Below are 13,422 nucleotides of genomic sequence, written 5' to 3' on the forward strand. Positions count from 1 at the left end.
CGGCCCGACCTTCGTCCCGCCGACCGCTGTCGTTCGCCTGCGGATTCCCCCCGCTCACCCGCCATACCGTGCAAAAGAGGGGCATTCCGCCCCCGTCCGGAACCCGGCGGCCGCCGGCCGCCCCGCCCGACCAGCACGGAGACCGAGAGACGCCATGAGCACCGCCCAGGAGCTGTACACGACGGGAATCCGCGAGCACTTCGCGCCCGCCCTGCGCGCCCTCGGCTTCCGCGGCTGGCGGCACTCGTTCTCGCTGCCGGACCGCGACCGGTGGGCGGTGCTCGGCGTGCAGGCGGTACACACGGACGGGCGGGTGCGCTGGACCGTCAACCTCTCCGTCACCGACAAGGCCGCGTGGGACCGCCGGAGCGTCCGGCCCGACGCCAACGTCCCCACCGGCCTGGAGCGTTGGCGCGCCCCGATCGGCGAAGTGATGCCGGTCGGCGGCGAGGTCTGGTGGGAGGTCGCGCCCGGCCCGCGCTGGCAGGTCGCCGTCGAGGACTCGGTGGCCGCCGTCCGCGGCTACGCGCTGCCCGAACTGCGCCGCCGGCTGCGCCCCGACGACCGCGGCCCCTACCTGCCGCCGACCGCCCTCGACGGCGTCAACAGCGCCCTCGCGATCGCCGGCGTCGCCCGCATCCAGCGCGCCGAACTCACCGACAGCGTCCTGGAGTTGCACGGCGCGTGGAGCCGCCACGACCCGGCCGCCCGGCAGGTCCTGGCCGGTGCCGCCCGCGGCTTCCTGTCCGCCCGCGACCTGCGCTTCGGGCTGGTCCGGGCGTTCGACACCCTCGGCCGCCCGCTCTGGGAGTTCCCGCCCGGGAACCACGGCGAAGCGGGCTGAGTCCCCATCAGTACCGGCACGGGGACGCGCCGGCACTGAACAACACCTCCGGGGGGAACCACATGGCGGGGACGGTCACGACATCCGGCACAGCGGCGCCGCACGAGCAGCGCCGGCTGGACTGGGACGGCTGCCTGAACGTCCGCGACCTGGGCGGCCTGCCGACCCGCGACGGCCGGCGCACCCGCACCGGCGCGATCGTCCGCGCCGACAACCTCGACCGGCTCACCGCCGAGGGCCAGAACTCCCTGCTCCACTACGGCGTCCGCACCGTCGTCGACCTGCGCGACCAGGTCGAGTACCGGCCGCTGCTGCCCACCCCCGACACCGTCGACCTGGTCCGTGTCCCGCTGGACGCGCTGGCCGGCCCCGACTGGTGGGCCCGCTTCGGCGCCCTCGACGGCACCCCGCTGTCCTTCCGCCCCTACCTCGACCACTGCCGGGACGCCGTCTCCCGGCTGGTCTCCGCCGTCGCCCACGCCCGCGACGGCGCGGTCGTGGTGCACTGCGGCGCCGGCCGCGACCGCACCGGCCTGGCCGCGCTCGTGCTGCTCGCCCTCGCCGGGGTCGAGCCCGCCGCGATCGCCGAGGACTACCTGCTGTCCGCGGCGAACCTGCGCCCGCTGTGGACCCTCCTCGACCGCCCCGACGAGGAGTCCGGCATCGCCCGCGTCCTCGCCGACGCCGGCACCACCGCCGAGGGCGCGCTGCACGCGGTGCTCGCCGAGTTCGACGCCCCGCAGTGGCTGCCCGCCGCCGATGTCGCCGCTCTCAGGGCCCGCCTGCTCGAACCGAACTGACGGATCGTTAAATGGTTCGCGCCCCCGGTGGGGCGCGAACCATACTGCGCCGCATGGCGGATTTCTCCCTTTTCGACACCCGCGGCTACCCGACCGTCGACGTCCGCACCGGCTACGCCGGCTGGGTCGACAGCTACGAGCAGACCGTCCAGGACGCGATGGACGTCGACGTCCTCGCCCGGCTCGCCGTCCCCGCCTGGGCCGGCGCCCGCACCGCCGTCGACCTCGGCTGCGGCACCGGCCGCACCGGCGCCTGGCTGCGCGAGCGCGGCGTCGGCGCGGTCGACGGCGTCGACCTCACCCCCGAGATGCTGGACCGCGCCCGCGCCCGCGGCGCCCACCGCAGCCTCACCGAGGCCGACCTCGCCGCGACCGGCCTGGCGGCCGGCGCGTACGACCTGGCGGCCTGCTCCCTCGTCGACGAACACCTCGCCGACCTCGGCCCGCTCTACCGCGAGGCCCACCGCCTGGTCCGCCCCGACGGCCTGTTCGTCCTGGTCGGCCTCCACCCCGCCTTCATCATGTCGGCCGGCATGCCCACCCACTACGACGGCCCCGACGGCCCCGTCGCCATCACCACCCACGTCCACCTGGTCAGCGACCACCTCACGGCCGGCCTCGCCGCGGGCTGGCAACTCGCCGAGATGCGCGAACAGACCGTCGGCGACGAGTGGATCGCCCTCAAGCCCAAGTGGTCCCGCCACCGGGGGCAGCCGGTCTCGGCGGCGTACGTCTGGCTCAGGGCGTAGCGGAGGGGCACCACCAGGGGCGCGGGGAAACGTGCGCGAGAGCGGGTGGGCGCGAGAGCGGGTGGGCGCGAAAACAGGGGCGCGTGGGGGCACCTCCCGGCCCGCCTGCGTTCGTGCTCGCCTGCGTTCGCTCCCCCTCAGAAGCCGGAGTTCGGCGCTGTCACCACCCGCGCCCGCCCGTCCGCCCGCGCGGCGAGCCCCGCTTCGAGGCGCAGCGCCCGCGCGGGCCCGAGCAGGGCCATCGCGTCGGGGACGGTCGCCCACTGGTACGCGTCGAGTTCGCCGGCCGGCAGGACGATCGGCGTGTCGGCCGGGAAGACGCCCAGGTCGAAGAGGAAGTGGCAGGCCGGGTGGCCGAGTTCGCCGCTGGGGTGGGTCCAGGCGACGGCCAGCAGGTCGCCCGCCTCGCGGTGCAGCCCGGTCTCCTCGTGGAGTTCGCGGGTGGCGCACTGCTGCGCGTTCTCGCCGAGGTCGACGGTGCCGCCGACGAACTGCCAGTTGTCCCGGTAGCCGGCCTTGACGATCAGCACGCGCCCCTCGGGGTCGGTGATCAGGCAGCCCGCGGCGGCGTACACGCGGTGCAGGGAGGCGAGCCAGTCCTCGCGGGAGGCGAACTCGGGGGCGTCGGCCATGGGGCTCCTTCGGCGGGGGTGGCAGCGTGCGGCGCCAACTCTCTCACCCCCGCCGGGGGTTCAGTGCTCCGAGTGCCGCTCCGCGCCGCGGTGCCGGTGCCCGGGCAGTTCGGTGTGGGCGGCGGGCCCGTCGGCCGGGCCGGCCGCCTCGGGTGTCCGGCGCCCGCCGTGGCTGAACACGGCGTCACCGGGGTAGCCGCCGGTCTCGGCGGCGCGCGCGGTGTCGGTGTGCAGCTGCGGCGCGAGGGGCACCGGATCGGCTTCCATGGTGCGGTGCTCCAGCACCTGCGCGCTGCCCTCACGGAGCCTGGTCGTCGTGTCGGTCGATCGCTTGGTCATCGCCGACCTCCCTTCAACAGCCTTCATCGGGCTTCACCGGCCTTCATCGGGCTTCACCGGTCCGCGCCGGGCTCGACCGGCCTGCCGCGGGTTTCCGGGGCCCGCGCCGAGCGATGTCGGCCCTCGCCGACCCACACCGGCCCGATATGACCATTATCGACCTGTATTCACCACAACGCCTTGAACTCCCTTCACCGAAAGGCCAGCTCAGGCCCCTCGCGGTGTGGGACCATGCCGCGTGGCCACGGTGATACAAGCCGACGAATCCAAGGACCGGCATCCCGCGCAACCCGCCCCGCGCAGCGGGCTCGCGGACCGGGTCCGGCACCCGGCCGCCCTGATCCGCCTGGTCTCCGGGCTGTGCTGGATCGCCCTGGTCCTGCTGCTGGCGAGCTACGCCCGCTCCTCCGCGCTGGGCCTGGACACCGACGTCGCGCGCGGCGCCGACCTGCTCCCCTGGCCGCCCGTCCAGCTCGCGGCCGCACTCTGCGGCGGCGCGCTGCTGCTGGTGCCGCTGGGCTACGCCGTCGACCGGCTGGTGGGCGCCGACGGCCGCCGGGTCACCGACGGCGTCCTCGCCGCTGTCCTCGCGTACGGCCTCTCGCTCGGCCTGGACCTGCTGGTCGGCGACCTCACCACGCTCACCCACGCCCTGCCCGGCGGCGACGGCCGCACCGACCCCGTGTACGGGCACCTCGCGCCGGTGCTGGCGTTCATGACCGCGATCGGCACCGCGGGCCGGCGTCGCTGGCGCACCGCGCTGGCCGTCACCCTGGCCCTGTCCGCCCTGTCCGGCCTGATCACCGGGTACGCCACTCCGCTGTCGCTGGTGCTGTCGCTGCTGCTCGGCTGGACCACCGCGCACGCCACCCGGTACGCCGTCGGCGAGCCGGTCGGCACGCCCACCGAGGCGCAGATCGGCCTCGCACTGGCCGCCAGCGGGGTGCGCCCCGACGCGGTCCTCCCGGTCGGGCCGAGCCGCTACCTGGTCACCCAGCGCGACGGCCGCCCCGACCTGGACGTCCACCTGCTCGACCGGCACGGCCAGGCCAGCGGACTGCTCGGCCACCTGTGGCTGGCGCTGCGGCTGCGCACCGCGCCCCGCCCGCTCGGCCTGCGCCCGCTGCGCGCCGGGCTGGAGCACCAGACCCTGCTAGGCCACGCCGCCACGGCCGCCGGCGCCCGCACCCGGACACCCGTCGCCGCCGTCGAGCTGGGCCCGGACGCCGCGCTGGTCGCCTACCACCGGATCGACGCCCGGCCGTTCGCCGAACTCTTCACCGAGTGCACCCCCGACCTGCCCGGCGCCCCCGAGAACGCCCCGACCGACGCGGAACTGCGCGACGCCTGGCAGCAGTTGGCGCTGCTGCAACGCCGCCGGATCGCCCACCGCTCGCTCTCCCCGCAGACCGTGCTGCTGGACGCGGAGGGCCGGGTCCACCTGGTCGGGCTGGGCCGCGGCGAGATCGCGGCCGGCGACCTGCTGCTGCGCCTGGACGTCGCCGGAATGCTCGCCGTCCTCGCTGTCCACGCCGGGCCGCAGCGCGCGGTCCGGGCCGCGATCGACGTACTCGGGCAGGGCCCGGTCGGCGCCGCCCTGCCGCTGCTGCAGCCGATCGCCCTGGCCCGCGACACCCGCGCCGCACTCGCCCGCCACAAGGAGCTGGCCGGCGCCCTGCGCACCGAGGTGCAGCGGCAGATGCCGCAGGCCGCCACCGAACCCGTCCGGCTGGAGCGGCTGCGCCCACGCACCCTGCTCACCGTGGTGGCCTGCATCGCGGTCGGGTACACGCTGCTGCAGTTCCTGTTCGGCAGCGGGGGCAATCCGATCACGCTGGTCGCCGACGCCGACCCGCTGTGGCTGACCGGCGCGGCACTGTCCGCCGCCGCCAGCTACCCGATCGCCACCTTCGCGTTCAGCGGCTTCGTCCCGGAGAAACTGTCGTTCCGCACCACGCTGGCCGCCCAGACCGCCGGTTCCTTCGTCAAGGTGGTCGGGCCCGGCGGCGTGGGCGGACTCGCCCTGAACACCCGCTACCTGCAGTGCGCGGGTATCCCCACCGCGCAGGCGATGTCCAGCATCGGCGTCAGCCAGCTGTTCGGCCTGGTGCTGCACATGCTGCAGCTCGCCGTGTTCAGCGCCCTGGTCGGCACGGACAGCTCGGCCGGTGCGGCGCCCGGCGCCGAGTCCTCGTCGCTGCCCGACGGCTGGGTGCTGTGGCTGGCCGGCGCGGCCGTCGCGCTCGTCGCCGTGTCGATCGCCACCGTCCCGTCGCTGCGGCGGCGTGCCCAGACCCTGCTGCGGCCGCTGCGCGCCGAGGTGCTGCCGCGCCTGCTCGACCTGGCCCAGCAGCCCGGCAGGCTGGCCACCGGCGTGGCCGGCCAGCTGCTGGTGTCCATGTGCTTCGTGCTCTGCCTGTACTGCTGCACCCGCGCGATCGGCCAGTACCCGGGGTTCAACGCCGTCGCGGTGAGCTTCCTGGCCGGCAACGCGGCGGGCAACGTCGTACCGACGCCGGGCGGCGTGGGCGGCGTGGAGGTGCTGATGCCGACCATCCTGGTGGCATCCGGGCACATCGACCAGAACGGCGCACTGGCCGCCGTCCTGCTGCTCCGGCTGTTCACCTTCATCCTGCCGGTCCTGCCCGGCTGGGCGGCGTTCGCCTGGCTCCAGCGCCGCAAGGCGATCTGACCGCCCGGTCAGTCCGCCCGGTGGTCCTCGTCGCCCACCCCGACCTCGCGGATCTGCTCCACCGCGTCCCCCTCGTCGGCCGGCGCCGACCCCAGCTCGCGCTGCCGCCGCAACACCTCCAGGTCGTCCACCTCCGGCTCCACCGCCTCCCGCTCCTCCTCGACGCCCTCCAGCACGGTCGGCGTCGGCTGGTCGTCGTCCTCGGGATACTCAGGGTTCTCCGCATTCAGGCGCATACCGCCAGTATCCGGCGCAATCTCCCGGAACGGTCACCTTTGGGACGGCGGGTCTCGCATCCGGGCTCGTACGGTGGTGGGTGGGGCCGTGCGCCGGAGGGTGGTCGGGATGCTGGTGGCAGAGGTGGCCGGGGCGTCGGCACGGCTGGCGGGGACGGCGGCGCGGTCGGAGAAGGTGCGGGTGCTGGCCGAGCTGTTCGGGCGGGTGTCCGCCGAGGAGGCGCCGCTGGTGGTGGCGTACCTGGCCGGGCGGTTGCCGCAGCGGAAGGTCGGGGTGGGGTGGCAGACACTGCGGGAGCGGACCGCGCCCGCCGCCGGGGCGACGCTGGAAGTGCTGGAGCTGGACCGCCGGCTGTCCGCCCTCGCGGCCCTCGCCGGGCCCGGTTCGCAGCGTGAACGCAAGCGGCAGGTCGGCGAGTTGATGGCGCTGGCCACCGAGCAGGAGCAGCACTTCCTGCTCGGGCTGCTCTCCGGCGAGCTGCGCCAGGGCGCCCTGGACGCGGTGGCGGTGGAGGGCCTGGCGGCAGCCGTCGGCGCACCGGCCGGGGCGGTCCGGCGGGCGCTCATGCTGTCGGGCGAACTCGGGCCGCTGGCCGGGCGGTTGGTCGCCGAAGGGCCGGCCGCACTGGACGATTTCCGGCTGACCGTCGGACGCCCGGTGCAGCCGATGCTGGCGCAGAGCGCGAAGGACGTGGACGAGGCCCTGGACCGGCTCGGCCCGTGCGCGGTGGAGGAGAAGCTGGACGGCATCCGGATCCAGGCCCACCGGGACGGCGACGAGGTCCGCCTGTACACCCGCACACTCGCCGAGATCACCGCCCGCCTGCCCGAAGTGGTGGCGCTGGTCCGGGAGTTGCCGCAGGAGCGGATCGTGCTGGACGGCGAGGTGCTGGCACTGGACGAGCAGGGGCTGCCGCGGCCGTTCCAACAGACCTCCGGCCGGGTCGGCTCGCACGGCGAGCACACCGAACTTCCGCTCTCCGCCGTCTTCTTCGACCTGCTGCTGGTCGGCGACCGGGACCTGCTGGACGCCCCCGCCGCCGAGCGGCACGCCGAACTGGCCGCCCTGGTACCGGAGTCCGCCCGGGTCCGGCAGCTCCGGGTGGACGACCCGTCCGACCCAGAACAGCGCCGGTCGGCCCGCGAGTTCACCCGCGCGGCGACCGCCGAGCACCGGCACGAGGGGGTGGTGGTGAAGTCGCTGGACGCGTCGTACAGCGCGGGCCGGCGCGGCTCGTCCTGGCTGAAGGTGAAGCCCGTCCACACCCTCGACCTGGTGGTGCTGGCCGCCGAGTGGGGGCACGGCCGCCGCACCGGGCGGCTGTCCAACCTGCACCTGGGGGCCCGGCGGCCGGACGGCACGTTCGCGATGCTCGGCAAGACGTTCAAGGGCCTCACCGACAGCCTGCTGGCATGGCAGACGGAGCGGCTGCGGGAGCTGGCGGTCCGCGAGGAGCGGTGGGGTGTGGTGGTGCGGCCCGAACTGGTGGTGGAGATCGCCTTCGACGGGGTCCAGCGCTCCACCCGGTACCCGGAGGGCGTGACGCTGCGGTTCGCCCGGGTGCTGCGCTACCGGGAGGACAAGCGGGCCGCCGAGGCGGACACCGTGGAGTCCGTGGCGGCGCTGCTCCCCTGACATCAACTCCCGGACGTCACGCGCCTGTTGGCTGCCGGGACGACCAGCGGGGTGCCGGTCTCCGGGTCGGGGATCACCCGGCACGGCAGCCGGAACACCTCCTCGACCAGCTCGGCGGTGACCACGTCCTGCGGCGGCCCGGCGGCGACCAGCCGGCCGTCCCGCAGAGCGATCAGGTGGGTGGCGTAGCGGGCGGCCTGGTTGAGGTCGTGCAGCACGGCGACCAGGGTGCGGCCCTGCTCCCGGTGCAGGCGGGCGCACAGGTCGAGGACCTCGATCTGGTGCGCGATGTCCAGGTAGGTGGTGGGCTCGTCGAGCAGCAGCAGCGGGGTCTGCTGGGCCAGCGCCATGGCGATCCACACCCGCTGCCGCTGTCCGCCGGACAGCTCGTCCACCGGCCGCTCCGCGAGGTCCGCGACGCCGGTGTCGGACATCGCCTCCGCCACCACCCGCTCGTCCTCCACCGACCACTGCCGCAGCACCCCCTGGTGCGGGTACCGCCCGCGCGAGACCAGTTCGGCCACGGTGATGCCGTCCGGCGCGATCGACGACTGGGGCAGCAGCCCGAGCGTCCGCGCCACCTGCTTGGCCGGCAGCGTGGCGATCGACTGCCCGTCCAGCAGCACCTGACCGGCCGTCGGCTTCAGCGTCCGCGACAGCGCCCGCAGCAGCGTGGACTTGCCGCAGGCGTTCGGCCCGACCACCACGGTGAAGGAGTGGTCGGGGATGTCGACGCTCAGGCCCTCCGCGATGACGCGCTTCTCGTAGGCGAGGGTCAGCTCACGACCGGCGAGACGGGACTCGGACTGGGCCACGGGACAGCTCCGTTCGGGACGGGGGGCGAGGGACGAGGGACGGGGGACGAGGGACGGGGGACGAGGGGCGAGGGACGAGGGGCGAGGAGGGGCGGGCGGGAACGAGGACGGGCGGTCGGAGAAGGGGACGGGCGGGCGGCGGGCGAGGGGCGGGCGGGCGGTGCGGAAAGCGCTTGCCGACCGCAACGGGCAAGCGCTTTCCCGCCGCCCGGAGAAAGCGCTTTCCGCACCTGCCCCACGGCCGCCCGGCCCGCAGCCACCCGCCTCACAGCCGCCCGGCCCGCCGCTGCCCGGCCAGCAGCCAGACCAGGTAGCCGCCGCCGAGGACGCCGGTCACCACGCCGACCGGCAGTTGGTGGTCGGCGAACAGGTGCTGCGCCGCGAAGTCGGCGGTGACCAGCAGGGCGGCGCCGGTGCAGGCGGAGGCGGCCAGGTTGGGGCCGGGCGCGCGGGTGAGCCGGCGGGCGAGTTGCGGGGCCGTCAGGGCGACGAAGTTGACCGGACCGGCGGCGGCCGCGGCCAGGGCGGCGAGCAGCACGGCCGCGCCGAGCAGGACGAGCCGCAGGCGTTCGGGGCGCACCCCGAGGCCGCCGGCCGCGTCGTCGCCGAGTTCGAGGGCGCGCAGCGCGGGGCCGCAGCCGAGCAGCACCAGCGGGAGCAGTACGGCGAGGGCGATCGCCAGCGGGCGGGCCTGGTCCCAGCCGCGGCCGTCGAGGCTGCCGGTGAGCCAGAGCACCGCGCGGGCGGCGTCCATGAGTTGGGTGCGGGTCAGCAGGTAGCCGTTGACGCCGGTGAGGATCGCGGCGGTGCCGATGCCGACCAGCACCAGTCGGGCGCCCTGGACGCCGCCGCGCCAGGCCAGTGCGTAGATCGCGGCGCCGGTGAGCAGTCCGCCCGCCACCGCCGCGCCGGCCAGCGCCTGGCTGGTGCCGCCCGCCACCACGACCAGCAGTGCGCCGGTGGACGCGCCCTGGGTGAAGCCGAGGATGTCGGGGCTGCCGAGCGGGTTGCGCACCAGCGTCTGGAACAGTGCGCCGGCCAGTGCCAGCGCCGCTCCGACCAGCAGCGCGGTGGCGACCCGGGGCAGGCGCAGCTGGTTGACGATGAAGTCCTCGGCGGGGCTGCCGTCGCCGAGCAGCGTCCGCACCACGTCGCCGGGGGCGAGCGGGTAGTCGCCGTGTCCGAGCGCGAACACCGCCGCCACCAGGGCCACCAGCAGCGCCCCGCCGCAGACGGTCAGCACGCGGGGCCGGTAGCGCACCGAGCACCCGGCCACCCGGAGCGTCCTCATGCCCGTCCCTCTCCCCTGCCGGGTCGTCGCCCCGGTCCCGGGGCCGTTCGCCGTTCGTGTCGTCGCCGTCATGCCCGGGCCCTCCCGCGTCGTGCGAAGTACAGGAAGAACGGCCCGCCGAGGACGGCGGTGACGATGCCGACCTGGAGTTCGCCGGGCCGCCCCAGCACCCGGCCGAGCACGTCGGCGCCGAGCAGCAGCACGGGCGCGAGCACCGCGCAGTACGGGAGCAGCCGGCGCAGGTCGGGGCCGGTGAGGGCGCGGACCAGGTGCGGGACCATCAGGCCGACGAAGACGATCGGCCCGCAGGCGGCGGTGGCCGCGCCGCACAGCAGGGTGACGGCGAGGATCGCGGCGGCCCGGACCGCCCCGGGCCGGGCGCCGAGCGCGCGGGCCGCGTCGTCGCCGAGGGCGAGCGCGTTCAGCGGCCGGGTCAGGCCGAGCGCGAGCACCGCGCCGACCACGACGAACGGCAGCACCCCGAGCACGGTGGACGGCTGCGCGCCGGCGAGCGACCCGACCGTCCAGAAGCGCATCCGGTCGAGCGAGGCGGTGTCCAGCAGCATCACGGCGCTGACGTACGAGTACAGGGTGGCGTTGAGTGCGGAGCCGGCCAGGGCGAGCCGGGCGGGGGTGGCGCCGCGTCCGCCGCCGACGGCGTAGACCAGCGCGGAGACGGCGGCCGCGCCGGCCAGCGCCCACCAGACGTAGCCGGTGAAGGAACTGACGCCGAGCAGGGAGACCGCGGTGGCGACCGCGGCGGAGGCTCCGGCGTTGATGCCGAGCAGTCCGGGGTCGGCCAGCGGGTTGCGGGTGAGGGCCTGCATGACGCCGCCGGCCAGGCCGAGCGCGGTGCCGGCGAGCAGGCCGAGCAGGGTGCGCGGCAGGCGCATCTCGTGCACGACGGTCCAGCCGGGGGCGGTCGGGTCGGTGAGGCCGTGCCAGACCTCGACGGGGCTCAACTGCCGTGCGCCGAGGCCGAGGCTGAGCACCAGGACGACGGCCAGCGCCAGCACTGCGGCGGCCGGGCCGAGGGCGCGCGGGAGGCCGCGGCGGGCGGCGGCGGTGCCGGGTGTCGGGTGGGAGCGGATGGCGCTCAAGGGTGCTCCGGATCGGTCGGGGACGGCGCGGTGCGGGGCCTCGGAGGCCAACCCGCCGGAACTTAGGTTAGGTTAACCTATCTAGCGCCTGCCGCTGCGGCCGGGCTCCCCGCGCCCTGCACCGATCCCCCGCCCCGAACCGAGGTACCGCCATGCCGTTCTCCTTCCGCCCGACCCGTCGCGGCCTGCTCGCCGCCGGCGGCGCCACCGCCCTCGGCGCGGCCCTCGCCGCCTGCGGATCCTCCGGCGACAAGGGCTCCGGAAAGGACGCCGACCGGGCGGCGGGCGGCGCGAACTCCGGTTCCGGCAAGGGCCCGTGGAGCTACACGGACGACCGCGGCAAGACCGTCACCGCCAAGTCCGCCCCCACCCGGGTGGTGGCCTTCACCGGCGCGGCCGCCGCCCTCGCCGACTTCGGCCTGGACAAGCAGCTGGTCGGCGTCTTCGGAGAGACCCGGGCCGCCGACGGCAAGGCCGACCCGCAGGCCGGCAGCCTGAACATCGATCAGGTCGAGATCATCGGCAACGCCTGGGGCGAGTTCTCCATCGAGAAGTACGCGGCGCTGCGCCCCGAGCTGCTGGTGACCCACATGTACGACCCGGACGCGTACTGGTACGTCCCGGACGAGTCCAAGGACAAGATCCTCCAGCTCGCCCCCGCGGTGCTGACCTCCACCGGCCGGGTGTCGATCCGTCAGCCCATCGAGCACTACGCCAAGCTCGCCGAGTCGCTCGGCGCCGACCTGGGCGCACCCAAGGTCGTCGACGCCAAGGCCCGCTTCGAGCAGGCCTCCGAGGCGCTGCGCCAGGCCGTCAAGGCGGCCGGCGGGCTCAAGGTGATGGCCTGCTCGGGCAGCCCCGACCTGTTCTACGTCTCCAACCCGAAGATCTCCTGCGACCTGCTCTGGTTCGCCGAGCTGGGCGTGGAGTTCGTGCAGCCGGAGAAGACCGACGGCGGCGACTACTACGAGGGCCTGAGCTGGGAGAACGCCGGCAAGTACGCGGCGGACCTGCTGCTGCTCGACCAGCGTTCCACCGCCCTTCAGCCCAAGGACCTGGCCGCCAAGCCCGCCTGGGGGCAGCTGCCCGCCGTGAAGGCCGAGCAGATCACCCCGTGGGACGCGGTGCCGCGGTTCTCGTACGCCGGGTTCGCGCCGCTGGTGGAGCGCCTGACCGCCTCGATCCAGAAGTCCCGGAAGCTGAGCTGAGCCCCGTCCGAGAGGCAGTCGAATGAGCGACCCGGTCCAGGAGTTCGCGTTCTTCCCCGCGCAGGTGGCGGGCACCCGCCGGCTCGGCCCGACCATGCTGCGGGTCACCTTCGGCGGCGAGGCGTTGGCGGGCTTCGCGAGCGGCGGGCGCGACCAGTCCTGCTCGCTGTTCCTGCCGCACCCGGGCCAGGCCGAGCCGCTGCTCCCGCACCGGGACGGCGACGGCTGGTTCGCGGCCTGGCGGGCGCTGCCGCCGTCCGAGCGGGCGGTGATGCGCTCGTACACCGTCCGCGCCCGGCGCACCGAACCGCCGCAGCTGGACGTGGACTTCGCGCTGCACGGCACCGACCCGGCCGACCCGGCCCCGGCCGGTCCGGCGGCCACCTGGGCGGCGGGGGCGAAGCCCGGCGACCGGGTGGTGCTGCTCGGCCCGACCGTCGCCGACAACCGTTCGGTGGGCTTCCGTCCGCCCGAGGGGACCCGCACCGTCCTGCTGCTGGCCGACGAGACGGCGCTGCCCGCGGTCGGCGCCATCCTGGAGTGGCTGCCCGCCGAAACCCGGACGCTGGCGTGGGTCGAGGTGCCGGACGCCGCCGACATCCAGGACCTGTCCGACGCGGACCGACTGGACATCACCTGGCTGATCCGCGAACCCGGCTCGCCGTCCCGCCTGCTGACATCCCCCCGGGAGGCCGAGCTGCCCGCCGACGCCACGTACGCCGCGTACGCCTGGATCGCCGGCGAGGCCGGCACCGTCAAGGAGCTGCGCCGGCACCTGGTGCGGGAGCGCGGGCTGGACCGCCACGCGGTGTCCTTCGCCGGCTACTGGCGGCGCGGCACGTCCGAGGACCGGCTGCGGGAGGAGGCGTACGACGCGCCGCCGTCCTGACGGCCCGCGGCCGATGCCGCGGCCCCTCCCCGACGGCCCGTGGCCGATGCCGTACGCCCTCCCTGACGGCCCGTGACATCGACGACACCCGACGACACCCAGCGACACCCGCCCTTAATGCCCCCTCGGTGCTCCTGCAAACAAGTTGCAATAAGGTGGCCCTCGCAACGGATCATCCGTCGACCGAGAGG

13 protein-coding genes are annotated in these 13,422 nt (G+C 75.3%); 7 read left to right on the forward strand and 6 right to left on the reverse strand.

What is annotated here, in order from left to right; translation table 11 throughout:
- The first annotated feature begins 154 nt into the window (after positions 1 to 154).
- From ACIQF6_RS07075 to ACIQF6_RS07085, 3 genes are all read left to right on the forward strand, one after another.
- Positions 155 to 844 carry a DUF4304 domain-containing protein gene (locus ACIQF6_RS07075; protein WP_400891096.1) on the forward strand — a complete coding sequence of 230 codons (690 nt, stop codon included), beginning with the start codon at positions 155 to 157 and terminating at the stop codon, positions 842 to 844.
- A 62-nt stretch (positions 845 to 906) separates the two neighbouring features.
- Positions 907 to 1,644: a tyrosine-protein phosphatase gene (locus ACIQF6_RS07080; protein ID WP_400891098.1), complete on the forward strand. Its 738-nt coding sequence runs from the start codon at positions 907 to 909 to the stop codon at positions 1,642 to 1,644.
- 53 nt (positions 1,645 to 1,697) lie between these two features.
- The gene (locus tag ACIQF6_RS07085) at positions 1,698 to 2,393 is read left to right on the forward strand and encodes a class I SAM-dependent DNA methyltransferase (protein WP_400891100.1); all 696 of its coding nucleotides are present in this window, start codon (positions 1,698 to 1,700) and stop codon (positions 2,391 to 2,393) included.
- A 137-nt stretch (positions 2,394 to 2,530) separates the two neighbouring features.
- Here ACIQF6_RS07085 and ACIQF6_RS07090 read toward each other — a convergent pair whose 3' ends face one another.
- On the reverse strand, positions 2,531 to 3,025 hold the full coding sequence (locus tag ACIQF6_RS07090) for an NUDIX domain-containing protein (RefSeq protein WP_400891102.1): 495 nt from the start codon (positions 3,023 to 3,025) through the stop codon (positions 2,531 to 2,533).
- 60 nt (positions 3,026 to 3,085) lie between these two features.
- Positions 3,086 to 3,364 carry a hypothetical protein gene (locus tag ACIQF6_RS07095; RefSeq protein ID WP_400891105.1) on the reverse strand — a complete coding sequence of 93 codons (279 nt, stop codon included), beginning with the start codon at positions 3,362 to 3,364 and terminating at the stop codon, positions 3,086 to 3,088.
- Positions 3,365 to 3,602: 238 nt separating this feature from the next.
- Between ACIQF6_RS07095 and ACIQF6_RS07100 the strand changes: the two genes are divergently transcribed.
- Positions 3,603 to 6,056, forward strand: a complete 2,454-nt coding sequence (locus tag ACIQF6_RS07100; protein WP_400891107.1) for a YbhN family protein — start codon at positions 3,603 to 3,605, stop codon at positions 6,054 to 6,056.
- An 8-nt stretch (positions 6,057 to 6,064) separates the two neighbouring features.
- On the opposite strand, the gene ACIQF6_RS07105 is transcribed toward ACIQF6_RS07100, so the two are convergent.
- Positions 6,065 to 6,292, reverse strand: a complete 228-nt coding sequence (locus ACIQF6_RS07105; RefSeq protein WP_400891110.1) for a hypothetical protein — start codon at positions 6,290 to 6,292, stop codon at positions 6,065 to 6,067.
- 109 nt (positions 6,293 to 6,401) lie between these two features.
- On the opposite strand from ACIQF6_RS07105, the gene ACIQF6_RS07110 reads away from it, so the two are divergent.
- On the forward strand, positions 6,402 to 7,928 hold the full coding sequence (locus tag ACIQF6_RS07110; RefSeq protein WP_400891112.1) for an ATP-dependent DNA ligase: 1,527 nt from the start codon (positions 6,402 to 6,404) through the stop codon (positions 7,926 to 7,928).
- Between the two features lie 2 nt (positions 7,929 to 7,930).
- On the opposite strand, the gene ACIQF6_RS07115 is transcribed toward ACIQF6_RS07110, so the two are convergent.
- The 3 genes from ACIQF6_RS07115 to ACIQF6_RS07125 all read right to left on the reverse strand — a co-directional run bounded on the left by ACIQF6_RS07115 (position 7,931) and on the right by ACIQF6_RS07125 (position 11,134).
- Entirely contained in the window at positions 7,931 to 8,743 is an 813-nt protein-coding gene (locus ACIQF6_RS07115; RefSeq protein ID WP_400891115.1) for an ABC transporter ATP-binding protein, read from the reverse strand.
- 265 nt (positions 8,744 to 9,008) lie between these two features.
- On the reverse strand, positions 9,009 to 10,034 hold the full coding sequence (locus ACIQF6_RS07120; RefSeq protein ID WP_400891117.1) for a FecCD family ABC transporter permease: 1,026 nt from the start codon (positions 10,032 to 10,034) through the stop codon (positions 9,009 to 9,011).
- Positions 10,035 to 10,102: 68 nt separating this feature from the next.
- Positions 10,103 to 11,134: a FecCD family ABC transporter permease gene (locus ACIQF6_RS07125; protein WP_400891119.1), complete on the reverse strand. Its 1,032-nt coding sequence runs from the start codon at positions 11,132 to 11,134 to the stop codon at positions 10,103 to 10,105.
- Between the two features lie 152 nt (positions 11,135 to 11,286).
- Here ACIQF6_RS07125 and ACIQF6_RS07130 point away from each other — a divergent pair, with 152 nt between their 5' ends.
- Both ACIQF6_RS07130 and ACIQF6_RS07135 read left to right on the forward strand, forming a co-directional pair.
- A complete protein-coding gene (locus tag ACIQF6_RS07130) occupies positions 11,287 to 12,342 on the forward strand; it encodes an ABC transporter substrate-binding protein (RefSeq protein WP_400891122.1) in 1,056 nt (351 codons plus the stop codon).
- Between the two features lie 22 nt (positions 12,343 to 12,364).
- Positions 12,365 to 13,231 carry a siderophore-interacting protein gene (locus ACIQF6_RS07135; RefSeq protein ID WP_400891124.1) on the forward strand — a complete coding sequence of 289 codons (867 nt, stop codon included), beginning with the start codon at positions 12,365 to 12,367 and terminating at the stop codon, positions 13,229 to 13,231.
- The last annotated feature ends 191 nt before the right edge of the window (positions 13,232 to 13,422 follow it).

The organism is Kitasatospora sp. NPDC092948 (assembly GCF_044754805.1).
Taxonomy (GTDB): domain Bacteria; phylum Actinomycetota; class Actinomycetes; order Streptomycetales; family Streptomycetaceae; genus Kitasatospora.

Bases quoted from the DNA above. Each gene is read 5' to 3' on its own strand.
- ACIQF6_RS07075 (WP_400891096.1), top strand. From the start codon at position 155: ATGAGCACCGCCCAGGAGCTGTACACGACGGGAATCCGCGAGCACTTC.
- ACIQF6_RS07080 (WP_400891098.1), top strand. From the start codon at position 907: ATGGCGGGGACGGTCACGACATCCGGCACAGCGGCGCCGCACGAGCAG.
- ACIQF6_RS07085 (WP_400891100.1), top strand. From the start codon at position 1,698: ATGGCGGATTTCTCCCTTTTCGACACCCGCGGCTACCCGACCGTCGAC.
- ACIQF6_RS07090 (WP_400891102.1), bottom strand. From the start codon at position 3,025: ATGGCCGACGCCCCCGAGTTCGCCTCCCGCGAGGACTGGCTCGCCTCC.
- ACIQF6_RS07095 (WP_400891105.1), bottom strand. From the start codon at position 3,364: ATGACCAAGCGATCGACCGACACGACGACCAGGCTCCGTGAGGGCAGC.
- ACIQF6_RS07105 (WP_400891110.1), bottom strand. From the start codon at position 6,292: ATGCGCCTGAATGCGGAGAACCCTGAGTATCCCGAGGACGACGACCAG.
- ACIQF6_RS07110 (WP_400891112.1), top strand. From the start codon at position 6,402: ATGCTGGTGGCAGAGGTGGCCGGGGCGTCGGCACGGCTGGCGGGGACG.
- ACIQF6_RS07120 (WP_400891117.1), bottom strand. From the start codon at position 10,034: ATGAGGACGCTCCGGGTGGCCGGGTGCTCGGTGCGCTACCGGCCCCGC.
- ACIQF6_RS07130 (WP_400891122.1), top strand. From the start codon at position 11,287: ATGCCGTTCTCCTTCCGCCCGACCCGTCGCGGCCTGCTCGCCGCCGGC.
- ACIQF6_RS07135 (WP_400891124.1), top strand. From the start codon at position 12,365: ATGAGCGACCCGGTCCAGGAGTTCGCGTTCTTCCCCGCGCAGGTGGCG.